Genomic DNA, 20,132 nt, shown 5'->3' on the forward strand with positions numbered 1-20,132 from the left:
GCCTTCGACCCAGCCCTCAACGCGGCCTCCAACTCGGCTTTCAACCCGGCGGCAGTTCCATCAGCCAGTTGTGCACCAGCCCGGCCAGTTCCAGGCTGTTGCTGTCCATCATCAGCATGTGCGAATTTCCGGTGATTCCGCGTTCCGGCAACGACAGCACCTGGACGCAGGGGTAGCGCGCCGCAAATTCCTGCACGCGGGCGCGCATGCGCGGCCAGCGCGGGTCGGTGTCCATGTTGTCGCCCATCACGATCAGCGTGGGCGTGCGGTAGTCATCGCCAGGCGCCAACAGGGGAATGCTTGCCGGTTCCAGCGCGACGACCGCGCGGACCCGATCCGGCTGCGCCTGGGCCGCGCGGATGCCGAACACGCCCGCTTGCGAATGGCAGACGACAATCATGCGGCCGACGCGTTCCAGCAGCGCCAGGTAGGCGCGCAGGACGGCGGCGTCGGTGTGCACCCAGCGTGGGACCATCTGGGCGGCAAGCTGACCGAACGCCTCCACCGGAAAGCGGGTGTTGGGGTAGGCGCTGTCCGGACCCGGACGCGTGCCGGGCCGGCCGATACGAAAACGCGTATAGCAGTCTTCCTGTGCCTGCACGATGGGCGGCTCGGGCCAGATGTCAGGAACGGGCGCAAAGCCGGACCGTCCGCGCTCGACGGCGTCGCACAGGTAGGCATCCCAGCCGCGCCGCAGGAACGTGTTGAGCCAGCCCTCGCGGCCATCGGGCGTGGTCTCCCAGGCGGCGCCGGTCATGCCGCCGCCGTGCCAGAACGCGATCGGCGGGCGGCCGTTGGGCGGGTCCGCCAGAAAGTACTGCGCGTACATCTGCTCCACGCGGTACGTGCCGTTCGGGTCCAGCGCGACGGGCTGTCCGCCCTCGGCCATCACGACCTCGCGGCGGGGCAGGCCCGACAGCGAGGCCTCGCGGCCGCCGACATGGAAGGACCCCATGCCGCGCAGGCGCAGGGGACCGGGTTCCTCCAAGTCATTCTGGTGGGAAGCCGCCGCCATCATTCGGCCTTGATGTGGTTCGCCTGGATCACTTGCTTCCACCGCGCGGTCTCGGCGCCGACGAAGTCGCCCAGCGATTGCCGCGTGCCGCTGGCCGTCTCGACGCCCAGTTCGCGCATCTTGGCCGCCACTTCGGGCGCTTGCAGGGCGGTGGCGAACGCGTTGTGCAGCGCGTCCAGTTCGGCGGCGGGCGTGCGCGCCGGCGCCATGATGCCGAACCAAGGCGTGATGAGAAAGTCGGGCACGCCGCCTTCAGCGAAGGTCGGCACGTCGGGGATCGCGGGCGCCCGTTTGCTGCTTGCCACGGCCAGCGCGCGCAGCTTGCCGGCCCGGATGTTGGCCAGCGAGGCGGGAAGATTGTCGAAGTACATATCGACCTGGCCGCCAAGCAGATCGGCGGCGACCTGGCCGGCGCCCTTGTAGGGAATGTGGGCGACGTCGATGCCCGCGCGCTGCTTGAGCAGTTCCGTTGCCAGATGCGCCGAGCCGCCCACGCCGGACGATGCAGAATTCAATTTACCCGGATTGGCGCGGGCGTACGCCAGCAGTTCCGGCAAGGTGTTGGCGGGCACTTGGGGATTGACCACCAGCACGCTGGGCACCGTGCCGATCATTGCCACGGGCGCGAAGTCCTTGACGATGTCGTAGGGCGCGGGCTGGTAGAGCGATGGCGCGACGGTGCAGCCAAAGGCGCACATGAGCAGCGTGTATCCATCCGGCGCGGCGCGTGCCACCGCCTGCGCGCCGATGTTGCCGCCGGCGCCTGCGCGGTTTTCAACGATGAGCGGCTGGCCAAGGCGCCGCCCCAGGTCCTCTCCCAGGATGCGCGCCAGGATGTCAGGAGTGCCGCCCGCGGGAAAGGGCACCACGAGGGTGATGGGCCGCGCGGGAAAGCCGGCGGCCGCGGTGGCGGGCTGGGCGGCGCCCAGCGCCAGAACGGCGCCCGCCGTGGCGGCCAGCAGAAAGCGGCGAGAGGTGGCGGCGCGCCAGCGCGCGGTGAGGGCGGTGAGCAGGGCCATGAAGACGTCTCCAGGAAGTCGGTGTCGGATGCGAAATGGGCCGATCTGCGAGCCACTGTAGCCAAGCGCTGGTGCGACGCCCAATGCCGGGCATGCAAGGCGGTTATATCAATTCTGGTATGCGACTTTCATTGCATGTGTTTCGCGCATAGCATGGTCGCCATGACCGACACTCACCCCTTGCCCTATCTGCGCCGGCTGGACATGAACCTGCTGTTGACGTTCGACGCGCTGATGCGCACGCGCAGCGCCACCGCCAGTTCCGCGCTGCTGCACAAGACGCAGCCCGCCATCAGCCGCGACCTTGCGCGCCTGCGGGACCGGCTGGACGACCCCTTGCTCGTCGTCGTCAAGGGCCGCTTCATTCCGACCGAGCGCGCGCTGGAGTTGCATGCGGCCGTGCAGGACGCGCTGGCGCAGATCGAGTCGGCCTTGCGCCCGGCAGAGGACTTCGATCCCGCGCGCGCCAGCGGCGTGGTCAACATCGGGACCGGCGCGCACAGCGAGATCCTGCTGGCCGCACCGTTGCTGGAACGGCTGCGCCGCGCTGCGCCAGGAATCACGCTGCGATTCCAATCGGTGCATGGCGACTTTGTTCCCGACGACCTGGATGCGGAACGGCTGGACATTGCCATCGGACTGTTCGGCAAGGTGCCGGCGCGCTTTCACCGCGATACGCTGCTGCGCGACCGGCGCGTGTGTGTCGTGTCGAAAGCGCATCCGCGCGCGGGGCAGGGCGCGCTGACGCTGGCTGACTTGCCGCGCATCAGGTGGTTTGCCTTCGCCCAGATGTACGGACGCGAGACCAACTTCGACCGAGCCCTGAAGCCGGAGGCGGGACGGCTGGAATTCTCTGCCTACCTGTCGGGCTTTGGCATCACGCCCTACGTCTTGCTGGATACGGACTATGCGACCACCATGCCGGCCAGCGTGGCGCAGGTGCATGGCAAGCACTTTCCGCTGGCGATGCTGGAATTGCCTGCCAGCCTGCGCAAGATCGAATTCGTGATGGTCTGGCCGCGCCGGCTGCATACGTCGCCGCTGCAGGCGTGGCTGCGCGGCCAGATCCGTGACGTGCTGCGGGACCGCGCGGGCGGTCCCGGGCCAGCCGATCAGCTCGCCTAGGGCTTGCCCGACGCCACGTCCAGCACCGACCCGTCTTCCAGGCTCACGCGGTAGATCTCGCGCACGACATTGCCTGCAAAGCCGATCTCGACAATGGACACGTCCTGGAAGGTCGTCTCGATGCCCTCGGGCAGCACGGCGTTGAACTTGTCGGATTCCGCCTTCATGGCGTCCTGCAGCCGCGCGTCGTACGGCGTCATGCTGTAGACCAGCGTGGTGTGCGGGTCTAGCGGCCAGCCAGTTATTCGCTAGCCCAGGAACATGACCGCCACGATGGCGATGCCGAGCAGCAGGTTCACACCGACCCAGCGCCGGATGCCGGCCATCGCCTGGCCGCCGGCGGGCCAGTCGGACACCGCCACGGCAGCGGCCAGGCGCTTGAACAGCGCGAACCGGATGTGGCCGAAGATCGCCATCATGACGATGCCGCCGCTGGCCATCAGCGTCCAGTTGCGGGGCATGAAGAACGAGCCGCCCGTCTGCGCGGCCTGGCTGGCCGACGAGCCGATCATCCAGGCGCCGGTCACGAGAATCAGCACGATGGCCGCCAGCACGGCATTCAGAAAGGGGCCCAGCACCGAGGCCAAGAGCGGCAACCGCACGGGCGGATCCAGTTTCGCGGCCGCCGGCCGCAGAAAACAGTGGGCGAACAGCATGCCGCCCACCCAGAGGATCACGGCTATGACGTGGAGAAACTGGAGGACGGCGTAGAGCATGGGATCAGCCTGTGGAAAGCGCCGCCGCGGGAGGCGGCGGACGTCGTACGGATGATATCTCCGCAAACCCGACGCGCGGACTTGACCAAGATCATGGTTTTGCATTTAGAATGAGAACGATTGTTATTTGTAGTTATGAATTTTGTAGTTAGTGAGTCAGGGAGCCGTCCGTGCCGAATTCCGTGCTCGCCTCGGGCGACGCCGTCAACATGCTGTACCGCACCCATCACGGATGGCTGCACGGCTGGCTGCGCGCCAAGCTGGGCAACAGCTTCGATGCCGCCGATCTTGCGCAGGACACCTTCGTGCGCGTGCTGCGGCACCGGCACGAACTGGACGCGCTGCGCGAGCCGCGCGCGTACCTGACCACCATCGCCAAGCGCCTGCTGCTGAACCACAATCGCCGCCGATCGGTCGAGCAGGCCTACATGGAAGCGTTGGCGTTGATGCCCGAGGCGCTTGCTCCTTCCCCCGAACAGCGCTTCATCATCCTGGAGACGCTGCAGGAAATTGAAGAAATGCTGGCCGGCCTGTCGCTGCCCGCCCGCCAGGCGTTCCTGATGGCGCAACTGGAAGGCCTGAGCCATGGCGAAATCGCAGACAAGCTCAACGTGTCGCTGCGCACCGTGCACCGCTACATCACCAAGGGATACGAGCAATGCATCATGGCGGTGATGTGAGCGCGCCAGCGGAACCGGCAGCCGAGCTGCCCGCCGTCGAGCGCAACGTCGCACGCGAGGCTGCGCGGTGGCTGATGCGGCTGAGCTCAGGCCGGGCTACCGACGCGGACGTCCATGCCTGCGACCAATGGCGCGCCAGCAAGGCCGAGCACGAACATGCCTGGCAGCGGGCGCAGCGCGTGAATGCGCGCTTCGGCCTCATTCCGTCCGCGCTGGGCATGGCAACGCTGAATCGACCGGACCTCAAGAGCCGCCGCGCCGCGCTCAAGACGCTGGTTGCCCTGATTGTGGCCGCGCCGGTCGGCTGGGCTGCCTGGCGGGCCGATCCCCTGGACTGGAGCGCCGACTACCGGAGCGCCGCCGGCGAGCGGCGCGACGTGATCCTGGCCGACGGTTCGACGCTGCACCTGAATACCTCCAGCGCCGTCGACGTGTTGTTCGACGACGCGACGCGCCTCTTGCGCCTGCGCGCCGGCGAGATCGCCGTCCATGCGGTGGCGGACCCCGCCAGCCATCCGCGTCCCTTCATCGTGCGTACGCGGCTGGGCGATATCGAGGCGCATGCCTCGCGCTTCTGTGTGCGCGAGGAGAGCGGGCGTTGCCAGCTCAGCGTGCAGGAAGGGCGCGTGCGCGTCAGCAGCGCCGGACAGCCGGGGCGCTACGTGGACGTGGCGGCCGGCGAGCAGAGCAGCCTGTCGCCCGATGGCGCCGGCCCCGCGACGCCCGCCGATCCGCATGCCAGCGACTGGCTGCGCGGCGTGCTGTACGCCAGCGCGCTGCGGCTGGACACCTTCGCGGTCGAGCTTGGCCGCTACCGGCAGGGCATCCTGCGCTGCGCGCCGGAGATCGCGCACCTGCGCATCTCCGGCGCCTTCCAATTGCACGACACCGACGCGGTGTTGGCGGCGCTGCCCGCCACCTTGCCCGTGCAGGTGCGCTACCGCACGCCGTATTGGGTAACGATCGTGCCTCGCGACACCTCGGCGTGAGGCGCGGGGTCGGCATGGCGGATCACGTTCACGGCGTTGCCGCGTCTTTTTCCGGCGCGCTGAAAATATTTTTGAAAATGCTGTCCGGTTTTGATTTCACGCGGGTCATGGTTTGTATAGGCACACGGATGCCGATACCTGTTGGATCGAAAGGACGACCATGGCTTACTACCCCGCCGGCCGCGCAAGCGGCTCCCGAGCAGCCCAAGGCGCGCAATGCCGGCTGACCCGTCTTACCGCTGCCGTGCATGCGGCGCTGGCCCTGACCGCTGCATCCGCCGCGATGCTGCCGGTCTCCGCCGCGCAGGCGCAAGGCGCCGCGGTGACGCAGGCCGGGGCGCGCGGCTACAGCATTCCGGCGGGATCGCTGGCGGACGCGCTGCCGCGTTTTGCGGACAGCGCCGGCGTGACGGTGCTGTTCGATGCGGCGCTGGTGGGCCAGCGCCGCACCGCCGGACTGCAGGGGGCGTACTCCGTGCATGAAGGGTTCGCGCGTCTTCTGGCGGGCAGCGGGCTGGGCGTGCAGGAACGCAGCGCGGGCGTCTTCGTGCTGCAGGCGTTGCCGCAGGGCAGCGTGACGCAGCTTGCGCCGGTGCAGATCGACGGCGAAGCGGCCGTCGTCACGCCGGCCTGGGAAACCAGCACCGATCGCCGCCGCCTGGACGATCTGCAGATCCGCAACTGGACCGACCTGAGCCGGCGCGCCGAACCGGGCGTGAACTTCAATCGCACGACCAACAGCATCAACATCCGCGGCCTGGATCAGGACCGTGTGCTGACGCGGGTGGACGGCATCCGCCTGCCGTGGCTGGACGACGGCGCGCGCGGCGTGAAGGGCGGCCTGGAAGCGGTGGACTTCAACAGCCTGTCGCGCCTGGACATTGTGCGCGGCGCGGACGCCACGGGCGGCGGCTCGGGCGCGATTTCGGGCATTGCCGACCTGCACACCCTGAATCCGGCCGACCTGCTAGGCGGCGGCAAGACCTTTGGCGCGCTGGCCAAGACCGATTACGACTCCGCCGACAACAGCTGGGGCGCCAACGCGGCGCTGGCCGGCCAGATCCACAGCAACACATTCTGGCTGGTGCAGGCCGGCGTGCGCAACGGCCACGAACTGGACAACCGCGGCGACGTCGGCGGGTACGGCGCCAAGCGCAGCAAGCCCAGCCCCGAAGACTACGATCAGCGCAGCTTCCTCATGAAGCTGCAGCAGCGCGTGGACGGCGCGCATCTGTTCGGCCTGACGGGCGAATACTTCAAGCGCAATGCCGACATCGACAACAAGTGGGAGCAGGGCCCCGGCACCAGCTACCTCATCGGCGAAAACAGCACCCGCAAGGAAACCGAGCGCGAGCGCGTGTCGTTCGACTACACGTACACGGCGCCGGACTCGGGCAGCCTGGTCGACACCGCACACGCCGTTGTGTATTGGCAGCGCGTGCGACTGGACAACTCGCTGGACGGCATCCGCGGCGTCGATGCGCGCGCGTTCATCATTCCGGGCGATCCATTCCGCTACGGCTTTCCCAACGGCCCCTACGGCCGCAGCAATTCGATCCAGCAGACGCTCTTTGGCGCCAGCACGGAATTCACCAAGCGCATCGCGGGCGCGTCGGTGTCGCAGCTGTGGTCGTTCGGCGGCGAGTGGTACGGCAACAAGACCGAGCAAAATTCCAGCGGCTACGACAACTGCCCGGTGATCCGACCCGGCACGCCCGCGCCGTTCGGCCCGCGCGCGTGCGACATGCTGCACACCAACCAGGCCGACGTCCCGCAATCCAAGGGTGACCAATGGGCGCTGTGGGTGCAGGACGAGTTCAGCTTCGCGGATGGCAGATACACGCTGGCGCCGGCATTGCGCTATGACCACTACGAGCAACGGCCGCAATCCACCGCCGGCTACGAAAGCAATCCCAACGCGGCCGCGCTGCCGCCCAGCAACAGCGGCAGCCGCTTCTCGCCCAAGCTGCTGGGCACGTGGCGGGCGGCCGAACAGCTCAGCCTCTATGCGCAGTACGCTTACGGCTTCAAGGCGCCCAGCGCCACGCAGCTCTACACCAACTACGGCGGCCCTGGCACCTATCTGCGCGTGGGCAATCCGTACCTGAAACCCGAAACCAGCAAGGGCTGGGAACTGGGCGCCAAGCTCGGTTCCGACGATCTCGGCGGTGCGGTATCGTTCTTTGATAATCGTTATCAGAACTTTATCGATGGCGATGTGCCGCTGAATCCCAATTCGCCGCAGTGGCAGCCGGGTTGGGCGGGGCAGTATCCGCTGGGCGTGACCGGCAACGTCAACCGCGCCAAGGTCCGCATCTACGGCGCCGAGGCCAGCGCGCACTGGAAGTTTGCGCCGGGTTGGCGCACGTGGGGCTCGCTGGCTTGGGCGGTGGGCAAGGACGAGGGCACGGGGCAGTACCTGAACTCCGTCGCGCCCCTCAAGGCGATACTGGGCGTCGGGTATGGCCGCGACGTGTGGGGCGTGGACGCCATGCTCACCACAGCCATGCAGCGCGACAAGGTCGAGTATCCCGATGCGTCGCCCGACGCGCCCAATCCCGACTTCAAGGCGCCGGGCTATGGCGTGGTGGACCTGATGGGCTACTGGCGTCCGGCTGCGGTGAAGGGCTTGCAGGTGCAGGCGGGCGTGTTCAACCTGTTCGACAAGAAGTACTGGGAGGCCATCAACGTGCCGACCGCGGGCGCCACCGCGATCCCGCGTGCGGTGGATTGGTACACGGAACCGGGACGCAGCGTGCGCGTCTCGCTGACTTATCAATATTGAGTTCGGTCCGCCGCCATTCGGCGCTGACCGGACCGGCGGCGGTTTTCTGCAGTGTTTTTTTGCACCGGCCGGAGGGCCTACGATGACGAATAATGATTTCTCGACCCGCGCTGAAGAACTGCGTGCCCGCAATGAGGCGCTGGCGGCGTCGCAACCCGGGCTGCGCGCCCGCAATCTGGCCCAAGCGTTGGGCGTGTCCGAGGCCGAGTGGGTGGCCGCCGGCTGTGGCGGCGTGAAGGCAACGGCGCTGCATGGCAAGCCGCAGGAGATCTTCCGCGAATTGGGCACGCTGGGCGAAGTGATGGCGCTGACGCGCAACGACTGGTGTGTGCACGAGCGCCATGGGGTGTATGAGGACATCCAGGCCGACGGTCCGGTAGGTCTGGTGCTGGGACCGGACATCGACCTGCGCGTGTTCTTCACCGCATGGAAGTCGGCCTGGGCAGTCGAGCAGGACGGCCGCCAGAGCCTGCAGTTCTTCGACGGCGCGGGCGTTGCGGTGCACAAGGTCTACCGCACTGACGGCACGGACGCTGCCGCGTGGGACGCGCTGGTCGCGCGGTTTGCGGGCGAGTCGCAATGGCCCGTGGCCGAGGCCTATGCGCCGTCCGCCGACGCCGAGCAGGTCGAGGACGCGTCCGCCTGGCGCGAAGCGTGGCTGGGCATGAAGGACACGCACGAGTTCTTCCCGCTGCTGCGCAAGTTCAAGGTGTCGCGCCTGGCGGCCCTGACGGCGGCCGGCGAAGACCTGGCGCAGCCGGTGCCTGCCGACGCCGTGGAGCGCATGCTGCAATCGGCGGCCGAATCGGGCCTGCGCATCATGTGCTTCGTGGGCAACCGCGGCATGATCCAGATCCACTCCGGTCCGGTGCAGTCGCTGCGCCGCACGGGCCCGTGGTTCAACGTGCTGGATCCCAAGTTCAACCTGCACCTGGACACCACGGCCATCGCGTCGGCCTGGGTGGTCAACAAGCCGACGACCGACGGCTGGGTCACTTCGCTGGAGGTGTACGCCAGCACGGGCGACCTGATCGTGCAGTTCTTCGGTGAACGCAAACCCGGTCAGCGGGAAATCCCGCAATGGCGCGACCTGATGGTCAGCCTGTGCAGCGCGCCGCTGGCCGCTTGAGCGCATAAGGAAACGAGAGCGATGAAGAAATGGTTGGCAGTGGCGGCCTGGTTGTTGGCGGCAGGCGCGCAGGCGGCGCCGCCCGAACGGGTGGTGACCTTGGGCGGCACCGTGACCGAGATCGTGTATCAGCTCGGGCAGGGCGGCAAGCTGGTGGGAGACGATCTCTCCAGCCTGTACCCGGAGGCCGCGACCAAGCTGCCGCGCGTCGGCTATTACCGTGCGGTGCCGGTGGAAGGCGTGCTGGCGCTCAAGCCGGATCTGGTGCTGGCGTCCGAGCAGGCCGGTCCGCCCGACGCGCTCAAGCGCCTGGGCGACGTCGGCGTGCGCATCGTCACCGTGCCGGACACCCCGTCGGTGGATTCGCTGAAAGCGCGCATCCGCAACATCGCCGAGGCGCTGGACGTGGCCCCGGCGGGTGAAGCGCTGGTGACCGAGATCACCCGCGACCTGAAGGCGGTCGAGGCGATTCCGATCACTGGCGCGCGCGCCATCCTGGTGATGAACCGCACCGGCACGCTGCAAGGCGCGGGCGGCGGCACGGCGGCCAACGAAGTCATGACGATGGCGGGGTTGGCCAATGTGCTGAAGGACCAGCAGGGCTACAAGCCGCTCTCGGCCGAAGCGGTCAGCGCGCTCGCGCCCGACGTCATCGTCGTGACGCGAACTTCGCTGGAAGCTTCCGGCGGCGTGGACAAGCTGCTGGCGCTGCCGGGCCTGGCCTCCACGCCGGCCGCCGCGCGCAAGCGCGTCATCGTCATGGACGACCTGCTCCTCTTGGGCATGGGCCCGCGCCTGCCTTTGGCGCTGACCGAACTCAAGCGGGAGGCGGCCGGTGTCATGGGGCGCTAGCGCAAAGCGCGTCTCCGCGCCGCTGGCGCTGGCAGTGCTGGGCGCCGTGCTGGCGCTGGTGGCGCTGGCCGCCAGCAGCAGCGGCGCGGTCCAGATTCCGTTGCGCGACATGCCCACGCTGCTGTTTGGCGACCCCGCGCCGGGCGATGCGCTGTGGCGCAACGTCCTGATCGACATCCGGCTGCCCCGGGTGCTGTTTGCGATGGTGGCGGGCGCCGCGCTGGCCATATCCGGTGCGGCGATGCAGGCGCTGTTTCGCAATCCGCTGGCCGAGCCTGGCCTTATCGGCATTTCGGCGGGCGGCTCGCTGGGCGCGGTGGCCGCCATCGTGCTGACCTCGGGCGGCTTCTGGGTGCTGGCGCCGGCCGCGTTCGCCGGCAGCCTGCTTGCCACCTTCTGCGCATACGCGCTGGGCCGGCGCGTGCCCGGCATGGCGGGACTGCTGCTCGCGGGCATCGCCATCAACGCGGTGGCGGGCGCCATGATTGGGCTGTTCACGTTCGTGGCCAATGACGCGCAGTTGCGCGACCTCACGTTCTGGACCATGGGCAGCCTGGCCGGCGCCAAGTGGACGTTGCTGGCGTTCCTCGGCCCGTGGGTGCTGCTGATGTCCTGGTGGCTGATGCGCCAGTGGCGCGTCATGAACGCCTTGCTGTTGGGCGAGCGCGAAGCGCAGCACCTGGGTTACGCGCTCAAGCGCGTGCGCGCGCAGCTGGTGCTGGCGTGCGCGCTGATCGTTGGGCCGCTGGTTGCCGCGACGGGCGGCATCGGCTTTGTCGGCCTGGTGGTGCCGCATCTGGTGCGCATGACGCTGGGCGCGAATCACCGCTGGCTGCTGCCGGCCTGCGTGCTGGGCGGGGCGCTGGCGCTGACGCTGGCCGACTGGCTGTCGCGTGTCGCCGTCGTGCCGGCGGAGCTGCCGATCGGGCTGGTGACCAGCCTGGTGGGCGGACCCTTTTTCTTGTGGCTGCTGGCGCGCGGCCGGAGGCACGGTTGATGCTTGCAGCCGACGATCTCGTATTGACGCGGGGCGGCAACCGCATTCTGGACAAGGTGTCGTTGGCGGTGCGGCCCGGCGAAGTGGTCGGCCTTTTGGGCGCGAACGGCGCGGGCAAGTCGACGCTGCTGGGCGCAATGTCCGCCGAATTGGCGCCGGAAGCTGGCTCGGTCCGCCTGGGCGATGCCGACGTGCAGCAATTGGCGCATCGCCAACAGGCCCGCCTGCGCGCCGTGCTGCCGCAAAAGCCCGGGTTGAGCTTCGACCTGGACGTGCGTGACGTGGTGGCAATGGGGGCGTACCCGTTTCCCGAACTGTCGCCCGCGCAGGTGGACACGCTGGTGGATCAGGCGCTGGGCTGGGCCGACGTGTCGCATCTGAATGCGCGCCGCTATCCCGAGCTGTCCGGGGGCGAGCAGCAGCGGGTGCAGTTTGCGCGCGTGCTGGTGCAGTGCAAGGCGGCCCGGGGGCTGGGTGAGCCGCGCTATCTGCTGCTGGACGAGCCCACCGCCAGTCTGGACCCCAAGCACCAGGGCGACCTCTTGCGCGTCGCTGCAGGCCTGGCCCATGACGGCGATACCGGCGTACTGGTGATCCTGCACGACATGAACCTGGCGGCGCGCTGGTGCGACCGCTTGCTCCTGCTGTGCGGCGGCCGGGCCATCGCGTCGGGCACGCCGGCCGAGGTGCTGACGCCGAAGAACCTGTTCCTGGCCTACGGCATCGACGCCCATGTCATGCCGCATCCCTTGCAGCCCGAGCGCCTGCTCGTGGTCACGACATGACGGCGTGACGCCGGACGCGGGGCCGGTAAAATGGCGGGCATTGCACTTTCCCGCCAATTTTCACAGGACCCCGTGTCATGCCTACTTTTGACGTCGTCTCCGAAGTCGACAAACACGAACTGACCAACGCCGTCGACCAAGCCAACCGCGAACTGTCCACGCGCTTCGACTTCAAGGGCACCGAAGCCAAGTTCGAACTCGAGGGCTATGTCGTGACCCAGGTCGCTTCCAGCGCGTTCCAGCTCAAGCAGATGCTGGACATCCTGCGCGGCCGCCTGTCTGCCCGCGGCATCGACGTGCGCTGCCTGGACGTGGCCGACCCGCTTGAAAACCTGGGCGGCGCCCGCCAGAAGGTCACCATCAAGCAGGGCATCGAACAGCCCGTTGCCAAGAAGCTCATCGCCGCCATCAAGAACGCCAAGCTCAAGGTCGAATCGCAGATCAATGGCGACAAGCTGCGCATCTCGGGCAAGAAGCGCGACGACCTGCAGACCGCCATTGCATTGCTGAAAAAGACCGACGTCGAGCTGCCGCTGCAGTTCGAAAACTTCCGCGACTAAGCCGCGCGGGCCGCACCGATGGGGCATTCCAGCGAACTGCTCCTTGTCGTTGAGCTTGCGCGCGCGGGCGGCATGTCGGCCGCGGCGCGCGAGCTTGATGTCACCCCTGCCGCAGTCAGCAAGCGGCTGGCGCAGATCGAGGCGCGGCTGGGCGTGCGGCTCTTCAACCGCAGCACGCGGCGCCTCAGTCTTACCGCCGAGGGCGAGGTGTATCTGGAAAACGCCCGCCGCATCCTGGGCGAGATCGACGACCTGGACGCGCTCATCGCCAGCCGTCAGGCCGCCCCGCGCGGCCTGCTCAAGGTCAATGCGCCGCTGGGTTTCGGGCGCAGCTATATCGCGCCGGCCATCGCGGAATTCGCGCAGCAGTATCCCGAAGTCTCGCTGCAATTGCAGTTGACCGACCGGCCGGCCGACTTCGTGCGCGAGGCCTTTGACGTTGCGGTGCGCTTTGGCGATCTACCCGACACGAGTCTCATCGCGCGCAAGATCGCGCCCAACCGGCGCCTCGTGTGCGCGTCGCCCGGTTACCTGAAAAAACACGGCACGCCGACCACGCCGCATGATCTGGCGCGGCACCAGTGCATCGTGCTGCGCCAGAACGACGCTGCCTATGGGCTGTGGCGTTTCACGAAAGGCCGGCGCAGCGAAACCGTGAAGGTGCGCGGCAATCTCAGCAGCAACGATGGCGAGGTCACCCTGACCTGGGGCCTGGCCGGCCTGGGCATCCTGCAACGCGCGGAATGGGACCTGGCGCGCTACCTGCGCAGCGGCCGGCTGGTGCAGGTGCTAGAGGACTATGCGCTGCCGCAGGCGGATATCTACGCCGTTTTCCCGGAAAGGCACCACCTGTCCGCCAAGGTGCGGGTGTTCGTGGATTTCCTGGTGGCGTATTTCGGCGAAGGGTCGGAGGGGCGGTGGTGAAGCGCTGTTCCTTTGTGCTAGATCCCGTTGCGCGTGCTTTCTTCAACCTCGATCACGCTGTCCACAGGTGCTGCGCCGCGTAGGCGCGCCACGGCCGCCAGGCCTCAGATCGCGCCAGCAGTTGCGCGGGTGTGTAGGCCCGCGATTCCAGCTTTTCCAGCGCGCGGATCAAGCCGATATCCGCATGCGGAAACGCATCCGGCTCACGCAGTTGCCGCAGCGCGATGTATTGCGCCGTCCATTCCCCCACGCCGCGTATCGTGCGCAACCGCCGCACGGCGTCTTCCAGGTCGACGGCGGCGTCAAAGAGATGCGGGTCCGCGACTGCCGCTGCGGCCACCGCAGACAGCGTCGCCGCCCGGCTGCGCGGCATGCCCAGCGAGGCCAGTTCGGCGGCGGCCACCACGTCCGGCTCGGGAAACACGTGCGTCAGCGCGCCGTCCGGCTGCGCTAGCGGCTTGCCATGCGCCGCCACCAGCTTGCCCGCCAGCCGGATGGCGGCGGCCACCGTGATCTGTTGTCCCAGCACTGCCCGCATGGCCAGTTCAAAACCGTCCCACGCGCCCGGCACGCGCAGCCCCGGCCGCGCCTGCATCAGCGCCGTCATGACTGGATCGGCGGCAAACTGCGCAGCGATTGCCGCCGGGTCGCTGGCCAGGTCGAACACGCGGCGCAGACGCGCGATGATGGCCGGCAGTGACGGCAGATGAGGAAAGCGCACCGCCACCTGCAGCGCGTCGCCCGCGCCCGGCCGCACCGTGACCGTGCCTTGCGCACCATCCAGGCTGACGGTGCGCGCATAGGTGTCGCCCGTCACGGACTCGACGCCGGGAATGGCGCGCAGCCGCAGGAACGCCAGCATGGCGTCCCAGTCGTAGGGCGGGCGGTAGCGCAGCAGCAGCTTGATTTCCCCATCCTGGCCCGCCGGCACCTCCGGCTTGCCTGAACGCCGCAGTTCGCCGGGGGCCCGGCCGAACAGGTCGAGGAACACCTCGTTGAAACGGCGGATGCTGCCGAATCCCGACGCGAAGGCGATCTCGGCCATGGGCAACTGCGTTTCATGGATGAGCTGCTTGGCCAGCAGCACGCGGCGCGTCTGCGCGAATGCGACGGGCGAGGCGCCCAGGTGCTGGCGGAACTGCCGCCGCAACTGCCGTTCGCCCACCCCCAGGCGCTGCGCCAGCGCGTCGACGCCGGCCTCGTCCAGCGCACCCAGCTCGATACGCTGCAATGCGCGCGCCACGGTGGGCGGCAACTCGTGGCCGGGGCCGACTTCGGGCGCCGTTTCCGGGCGGCAGCGCAGGCAAGGGTGGAACCCGGCCTCCTGCGCGGCTGCGGCCGTCGAAAAGAACGTGACGTTTTTCGACAGGGGCGTGCGCGCCGGACAGACCGGGCGGCAATAGATGCGCGTGGTCTTGACGGCCGTGAAGAAGCGGCCGTCGTAGCGGGCGTCGCGCACCTGGATGGCGCTGTAGCAGGCATCGTGGTTCAGGTTCATGAAGCGATGCTAACGCCGCCGGGCGGGCAAGATCTAGCGGATTTCGGACAGAGTTGTGAATGTCACACTGCTGTCCGAAAACCGCCAGCACCCGGTCTGGCGGCGGGTCTATATTGGCGGCTTGCCTACCTATCCGGAGCGACATCATGCCGGTACACACCTTTCTGCTGGAACGGGTTCCCACCCCCATTGGCCGGATGCTCGTGCTGACCGATGCCCAAGCCCACCTGCGCGCCGTGGACTGGGAAGACTACGAATCCCGCATGCACCTGCTGTTGCAGCGCCAGTACGGCCGGGGCGCGGTGCAACTGCAGGACGCCGCGCAGCCTTCGCAGGCAAGCCGCGCGCTGCAAGCGTATTTCGATGGCGACGTGGACGCCATCTCGGATCTTCCGGTCGCCTTGGGCGGCACGCGCTTCCAGCAGCAGGTCTGGCACGCGCTGCGCGGCATCGAAGGCGGCAGCACCATCAGCTACGGCACGCTGGCGACGCGAATCGCCCGTCCCACGGCCGTGCGCGCGGTCGGGCTGGCCAACGGCGCCAATCCCGTGGGCATCGTCATTCCGTGCCATCGCGTGATCGGCGCCAACGCCACGCTGACGGGCTACGGCGGCGGCCTGCACCGCAAGCGCTGGCTGCTGACGCACGAGGCGGCCTGGCGCAGCGCGCAGCCGCAGCGCCGTACCGAGGCGGCACTTTCAACTTCAAGTTGAAAATGTTGTGAATTTCGGCGCGTTCACCACGCGCCGCGCTCGGTACAGTGCCAGCAGACTCATCCGCACGGAGCGCTGGCACCATGAAGACCTATCGCATTGCAACCATCCCCGGCGACGGCATCGGCAAGGAAGTGATTCCCGCCGGCCAGCGCGTCATGCAGGAACTCGCCGCCCAGGGCGGTCTGCGGTTCGAATTTGAAGACTTCGACTGGGGCGGCGACTACTACCGCAAGCATGGCGTCATGATGCCCGCCGACGGGCTGGATGCGCTGCGCGACAAGGACGCGATCCTGTTCGGCTCGGCCGGCGACCCCGACATCGCCGACCACATCACCTTGTGGGGCCTGCGCCTGAAGATCTGCCAGGGGTTCGACCAATACGCCAACGTGCGCCCCACGCGCATCCTGCCGGGGATCGACGCACCGCTCAAGCGCTGCACGCCTGAACAACTGAACTGGGTGATTGTGCGCGAGAACTCCGAAGGCGAGTACTCGGGCGTTGGCGGCCGCGTGCATCAAGGCCATCCCATCGAAGCCGCGACCGACGTGTCGATCATGACGCGCGCCGGCGTCGAGCGCATTCTGCGCTTCGCGTTCAAGCTGGCGCAATCGCGGCCGCGCAAGCTGCTGACCGTTGTCACCAAGTCCAATGCCCAGCGCCATGCCATGGTGATGTGGGACGAGATCGCCGTGCAGGTCAGCCGCGAATTTCCCGACGTGACCTGGGACAAGGAACTGGTCGACGCCGCCACCGCCCGCATGGTCAACCGGCCCGCGACCCTGGACACCATCGTCGCCACCAACCTGCACGCCGACATCCTGAGCGACCTGGCGGCCGCCCTGGCCGGCAGCCTGGGCATTGCGCCCACCGGCAACATCGACCCCGAACGCCGCTACCCGTCCATGTTCGAACCCATCCACGGCTCGGCCTTCGACATCATGGGCAAGGGACTCGCCAATCCGGTCGGGACGTTCTGGTCGGTGGTGATGCTGCTGGAACACCTGGGCGAAACCGACGCGGCGGCGCGGCTGATGCAGGCCATTGAAAGCGTCACCGCCGATCCCGCGCTGCACACCGGCGACCTGGGCGGCCACGCCACGACCGAGCAGGTGACCAAGGCGGTCTGCGCAAAGCTGGCGGAATCGGCGCAAGCCAAGGCGGCATAGACGGCTTCCGGATGTAGGACGGATTCCGGTGTCAGACACCCTTCTTGATGTAGGACTGATTCCGGTGTCAGACACCTGAATCTGTCTTACGGCTTCAGGAAATCCGGTCAGGTAAGAGGACATCAGATCCGACCCCTGCGCCCGGCAACACAACAACAAGCGAAGTTCATTCGTAGTCAGGAGACAAATCATGCATAAGAAAGCGATGACCGCGCGCGCTCTGGCGTTCGCCTGCCTGATCGGCGTTTCATTCGCGGGCGGCGCGCAGGCGCAGTCCTACCCGGCGCGTCCCGTGAGCCTGATCGTGCCGTTCCCGGCGGGCGGCACGACGGACGTGCTGGCGCGCGCGTTGGGGCAGGAGCTGGCCAAGAGCCTCGGCCAGCCGGTGGTGGTCGAGAACAAGCCGGGCGCAGGGTCGACGCTGGGCGCGGACTACGTCGCCAAGGCGGCGCCGGACGGCTACACGTTGCTGATGGGCGCGGTGCATCACACCATCGCCACCAGTGTCTACAAAAGCCTGCATTACGACTTCCAGAAGGACTTCGCGCCGGTCACCACGGTGGCGCTGGTGCCCAACGTGCTGGTCGTCAATCCCAAGCTGCCCGCCAAGGACGTGGCGTCGCTGTTGAAACTGGCGCAGGCGTCGCCCGGCAAGCTGACCTATGGTTCCAACGGCATGGGCACGGGCCAGCATCTGATCGGCGCACAGTTCGAGCGCGCGGGCCATGTGCAGTTGCTGCATGTGCCGTACAAGGGCAGTGGTCCGCTGACGACCGATCTGCTGGGCGGCCAGATCGACATGTCGTTCGACACGATCACGCCGGTGCTGGCGCACATTCAGAGCGGCAAGCTGCGTGCGCTGGCCGTTACCACCAACCAGCGTTCGGCCGCGCTGCCGGACGTACCGACCATGGAAGAGGCCGGTCTGAAGCCCTTCAACATGGGTACGTGGTTCGGCGTGCTGGCGCCAGCGGCGGCGCCCAAGGAGGTGGTCGACCGGCTGAATGCCGAGATGGTGAAGATCATCCGTTCGCCGGACTTCACGCGCCGCATGGCGGAAATCGGCGCGGTGCCGATCGGCGACACGCCCGCGGAGATGAAGGCGCGCATCGGCGCGGACACCGCGAATTACGCGAAGCTGGTCAAGGAAGCGAAAGTTGCAGTGAATTGAGGGGCAGGGCGGGAGCGGCCATTGCGGCCGCTGCCGCGCCGGCCTTCGTGACCCCCGTCATGCGCGGATCCATCCACGCGAAATCGGCAGGGCCAGCACCTTGCGATACAGCCCCTGTACCGCCGCCGTCACCGGCACGCCCGCGCGGCGCCACATGGGAATCGTGACCGCCGCGGCCATGGGCGCCAGCAGCAATCCGCCCAGGATATCCAGCGGGAAATGCACGCCCAGGTACACGCGCGACGTCCCCACGAGCAACGCGCCCGCCAATGCCAGCCAACCCCATCCCGTCCAACGGCGATCCAGGATCAGCGCAAAGGCGAAGGCCGCGATGATGATCGTGTGATTGCTGGGAAACGACGAGGTCGCCTTGTGCGCGAAGAAGGCGTGCCCCAGGCCGATCACGAAGGGCCGCGGATGCGGCCACAGCACGCCGCATAAATAGCTGGCGGCCAACGCCACGGCGACGCTGGCCAGCGCCTTGAGCATCAGGCTGCGCTGGGCTTCCTTGCCCCACAGCCACACGGCGGCCATGACGCCCGGCACCAGCAGGATGAGTTTGTTCGCCACCAGCATGGCCGCATGGATCCGCCACGCGGGCGTGGCGGGGTCGGCGTTGATCAGAAGAAAAAGGGACTGGTTGAAGCTTTCCGGGAAATCCATGACACGTCATCGCGGCGTAATAAATCGGTTGCCGCGATGGTAATGACCGTACCCGTCAGTTCCCTTACAACGCGCTTCGATACGGCCGCTTTTACTTCTGGATGCGATTGCCCTGCGCATCGACAACCGGCTCGCCGCTTTCCTTCGAGAAGGCCCCCTTCTGCGGCGACGGAAGAATGTCCAGCACCAGTTCGCACGGCCGGCACAGCTTCGCGCCCAGCGGCGTCGACACAAAGGGACGGTTCAGCAGGATCGGGTGCTGCTCGATCGCGTCCAGCAACGCGTCATCCGACAGCGACGTGTCGTCCAGACCCAGTTCCGCGTAGGGCGTGCCCTTTTCGCGCAGGGCATCACGCACGCTGACGCCAGCCTTCTTGAACAGCGCTTTCAGCGTGTCGCGCGAGGGCGGCGTTTCCAGGTACAGGACGACCTGCGGCTCGATGCCGGCGTTGCGGATCAGGCCCAGCGTGTTGCGCGAGGTGCCGCACTTGGGGTTGTGATAGATGATGACGTCGGACATGAGGGCTCCTCTTTCGGGTGATGCGCTGTGAATCTGCACAATGCAACTGCGCCATGCCATTGAGCAAGGCAAGACCCGGAGCATAGTCCATCTACCGCGCCGCAGTCCGGCGCCGCGCCGCCGTCACACCGACAGATGCCGCCGCACGTCCTCGCCGTCGATGGCATCGCGCCCGCCGCTTGCCACCACCTCGCCGCGCGACAGCACGACAAACTGGTCCGCCAGTTCGCGCGCAAAATCAAAATACTGTTCGCACAGCAGGATCGCGATGTCGCCGCGCTGGCGCAGCATGTGGATCACCCGCGCGATGTCCTTGATGATGGACGGCTGGATGCCTTCGGTGGGCTCGTCGAGGATGATGAGCTTGGGCTCGGCCACCAGCGCCCGCGCGATGGCCAACTGCTGCTGTTGCCCGCCAGACAGATCGCCGCCGCGCCGCGCCAGCATGCTTTTCAGCACCGGGAACAGTTCAAAGACTTCCTCCTTGATGCGGCGGGCGCGGGCCGCGGGTTTGGTCGCCATGCCCATCAGGATGTTTTCTTCGACCGTCAGCCGCGCGAAGATGTCGCGGCCCTGGGGCACATAAGCCATGCCGCGCGCGGCGCGCTGGTGCGGCGCCAGGCGCGTGATGTCGGCTCCGTCGAAGGCGATGCCGCCGCGCGCCACGGGCAGTACGCCCATGACGCACTTGAGCAGCGTCGTCTTGCCCACGCCATTGCGGCCCAGGAGCGCCAGGCATTCGCCTTGCCGCACCGACAGCGACACGCCGCGCAGGGTATGGCTGCCGCCGTAGTATTGGTCGATCGTGCTTACGTCCAGCAT

The 20,132-nt window shown here is 67.6% G+C and carries 21 protein-coding genes; 13 read left to right on the forward strand and 8 right to left on the reverse strand.

Translation table 11 applies throughout. The features are described 5' to 3' along the window. Positions 1-40: 40 nt before the first annotated feature. Both B2W22_RS10845 and B2W22_RS10850 read right to left on the reverse strand, forming a co-directional pair. Entirely contained in the window at positions 41-988 is a 948-nt protein-coding gene (locus tag B2W22_RS10845; protein WP_254594356.1) for a hypothetical protein, read from the reverse strand. A 26-nt stretch (positions 989-1,014) separates the two neighbouring features. Next, complete coding sequence (locus B2W22_RS10850) at positions 1,015-2,034, reverse strand: tripartite tricarboxylate transporter substrate binding protein (RefSeq protein ID WP_286937610.1); 1,020 nt, start codon at positions 2,032-2,034, stop codon at positions 1,015-1,017. Positions 2,035-2,196: 162 nt separating this feature from the next. Between B2W22_RS10850 and B2W22_RS10855 the strand changes: the two genes are divergently transcribed. Beyond that, positions 2,197-3,159 carry a LysR family transcriptional regulator gene (locus tag B2W22_RS10855; protein WP_286937611.1) on the forward strand — a complete coding sequence of 321 codons (963 nt, stop codon included), beginning with the start codon at positions 2,197-2,199 and terminating at the stop codon, positions 3,157-3,159. On the opposite strand, the gene B2W22_RS10860 is transcribed toward B2W22_RS10855, so the two are convergent. Continuing rightward, positions 3,156-3,359 carry a hypothetical protein gene (locus tag B2W22_RS10860; RefSeq protein WP_254594355.1) on the reverse strand — a complete coding sequence of 68 codons (204 nt, stop codon included), beginning with the start codon at positions 3,357-3,359 and terminating at the stop codon, positions 3,156-3,158. The two genes, B2W22_RS10855 and B2W22_RS10860, sit on opposite strands and share 4 nt — an antisense overlap. Before the next feature lie 48 nt (positions 3,360-3,407). Beyond that, positions 3,408-3,875, reverse strand: a complete 468-nt coding sequence (locus B2W22_RS10865) for a CopD family protein (RefSeq protein ID WP_175186318.1) — start codon at positions 3,873-3,875, stop codon at positions 3,408-3,410. A gap of 170 nt (positions 3,876-4,045) precedes the next feature. On the opposite strand from B2W22_RS10865, the gene B2W22_RS10870 reads away from it, so the two are divergent. The 9 genes from B2W22_RS10870 (at position 4,046) to B2W22_RS10910 (ending at position 13,576) form a co-directional block, all read left to right on the forward strand. Continuing rightward, a complete protein-coding gene (locus B2W22_RS10870) occupies positions 4,046-4,555 on the forward strand; it encodes a sigma-70 family RNA polymerase sigma factor (protein ID WP_286937614.1) in 510 nt (169 codons plus the stop codon). Beyond that, on the forward strand, positions 4,552-5,544 hold the full coding sequence (locus tag B2W22_RS10875; RefSeq protein WP_414631953.1) for a FecR domain-containing protein: 993 nt from the start codon (positions 4,552-4,554) through the stop codon (positions 5,542-5,544). The genes B2W22_RS10870 and B2W22_RS10875 overlap by 4 nt, the downstream gene beginning before the upstream one ends. A 160-nt stretch (positions 5,545-5,704) precedes the next feature. Then, on the forward strand, positions 5,705-8,329 hold the full coding sequence (locus B2W22_RS10880) for a TonB-dependent receptor (RefSeq protein WP_414631954.1): 2,625 nt from the start codon (positions 5,705-5,707) through the stop codon (positions 8,327-8,329). A gap of 82 nt (positions 8,330-8,411) precedes the next feature. After that, complete coding sequence (locus tag B2W22_RS10885) at positions 8,412-9,458, forward strand: hemin-degrading factor (RefSeq protein ID WP_286937618.1); 1,047 nt, start codon at positions 8,412-8,414, stop codon at positions 9,456-9,458. Positions 9,459-9,479: 21 nt separating this feature from the next. After that, positions 9,480-10,310, forward strand: coding sequence for a heme/hemin ABC transporter substrate-binding protein (locus B2W22_RS10890; RefSeq protein WP_286937620.1), 831 nt, complete (start codon positions 9,480-9,482; stop codon positions 10,308-10,310). A gap of 34 nt (positions 10,311-10,344) precedes the next feature. After that, positions 10,345-11,307 carry a FecCD family ABC transporter permease gene (locus B2W22_RS10895; RefSeq protein WP_414631294.1) on the forward strand — a complete coding sequence of 321 codons (963 nt, stop codon included), beginning with the start codon at positions 10,345-10,347 and terminating at the stop codon, positions 11,305-11,307. Then, on the forward strand, positions 11,307-12,092 hold the full coding sequence (locus B2W22_RS10900) for a heme ABC transporter ATP-binding protein (protein WP_414631955.1): 786 nt from the start codon (positions 11,307-11,309) through the stop codon (positions 12,090-12,092). The genes B2W22_RS10895 and B2W22_RS10900 overlap by 1 nt, the downstream gene beginning before the upstream one ends. Before the next feature lie 77 nt (positions 12,093-12,169). Continuing rightward, positions 12,170-12,652: a YajQ family cyclic di-GMP-binding protein gene (locus B2W22_RS10905; protein ID WP_056571865.1), complete on the forward strand. Its 483-nt coding sequence runs from the start codon at positions 12,170-12,172 to the stop codon at positions 12,650-12,652. An 18-nt stretch (positions 12,653-12,670) separates the two neighbouring features. Next, positions 12,671-13,576 carry a LysR family transcriptional regulator gene (locus B2W22_RS10910; protein WP_175124467.1) on the forward strand — a complete coding sequence of 302 codons (906 nt, stop codon included), beginning with the start codon at positions 12,671-12,673 and terminating at the stop codon, positions 13,574-13,576. A gap of 52 nt (positions 13,577-13,628) precedes the next feature. On the opposite strand, the gene B2W22_RS10915 is transcribed toward B2W22_RS10910, so the two are convergent. After that, positions 13,629-15,074: an AlkA N-terminal domain-containing protein gene (locus B2W22_RS10915; protein WP_175124468.1), complete on the reverse strand. Its 1,446-nt coding sequence runs from the start codon at positions 15,072-15,074 to the stop codon at positions 13,629-13,631. 146 nt (positions 15,075-15,220) lie between these two features. On the opposite strand from B2W22_RS10915, the gene B2W22_RS10920 reads away from it, so the two are divergent. The 3 genes from B2W22_RS10920 to B2W22_RS10930 all read left to right on the forward strand — a co-directional run bounded on the left by B2W22_RS10920 (position 15,221) and on the right by B2W22_RS10930 (position 18,127). Next, positions 15,221-15,787, forward strand: coding sequence for a methylated-DNA--[protein]-cysteine S-methyltransferase (locus B2W22_RS10920; protein ID WP_286937624.1), 567 nt, complete (start codon positions 15,221-15,223; stop codon positions 15,785-15,787). Between the two features lie 83 nt (positions 15,788-15,870). After that, on the forward strand, positions 15,871-16,956 hold the full coding sequence (locus tag B2W22_RS10925; RefSeq protein ID WP_175124470.1) for a tartrate dehydrogenase: 1,086 nt from the start codon (positions 15,871-15,873) through the stop codon (positions 16,954-16,956). Positions 16,957-17,146: 190 nt separating this feature from the next. Next, positions 17,147-18,127 carry a Bug family tripartite tricarboxylate transporter substrate binding protein gene (locus tag B2W22_RS10930; protein ID WP_286937626.1) on the forward strand — a complete coding sequence of 327 codons (981 nt, stop codon included), beginning with the start codon at positions 17,147-17,149 and terminating at the stop codon, positions 18,125-18,127. Positions 18,128-18,184: 57 nt separating this feature from the next. On the opposite strand, the gene B2W22_RS10935 is transcribed toward B2W22_RS10930, so the two are convergent. The 3 genes from B2W22_RS10935 to urtE all read right to left on the reverse strand — a co-directional run bounded on the left by B2W22_RS10935 (position 18,185) and on the right by urtE (position 20,132). Further along, on the reverse strand, positions 18,185-18,790 hold the full coding sequence (locus tag B2W22_RS10935) for a phosphatase PAP2 family protein (protein WP_175124472.1): 606 nt from the start codon (positions 18,788-18,790) through the stop codon (positions 18,185-18,187). Positions 18,791-18,881: 91 nt separating this feature from the next. Continuing rightward, positions 18,882-19,310: an arsenate reductase (glutaredoxin) gene (gene arsC, locus B2W22_RS10940; protein WP_175124473.1), complete on the reverse strand. Its 429-nt coding sequence runs from the start codon at positions 19,308-19,310 to the stop codon at positions 18,882-18,884. A 123-nt stretch (positions 19,311-19,433) separates the two neighbouring features. Next, positions 19,434-20,132, reverse strand: a complete 699-nt coding sequence (gene urtE / locus B2W22_RS10945; RefSeq protein WP_175137720.1) for an urea ABC transporter ATP-binding subunit UrtE — start codon at positions 20,130-20,132, stop codon at positions 19,434-19,436.

It is taken from the genome of Achromobacter sp. UBA4530 (genome assembly GCF_002388205.1).
Classification (GTDB): domain Bacteria; phylum Pseudomonadota; class Gammaproteobacteria; order Burkholderiales; family Burkholderiaceae_B; genus Achromobacter; species Achromobacter animicus.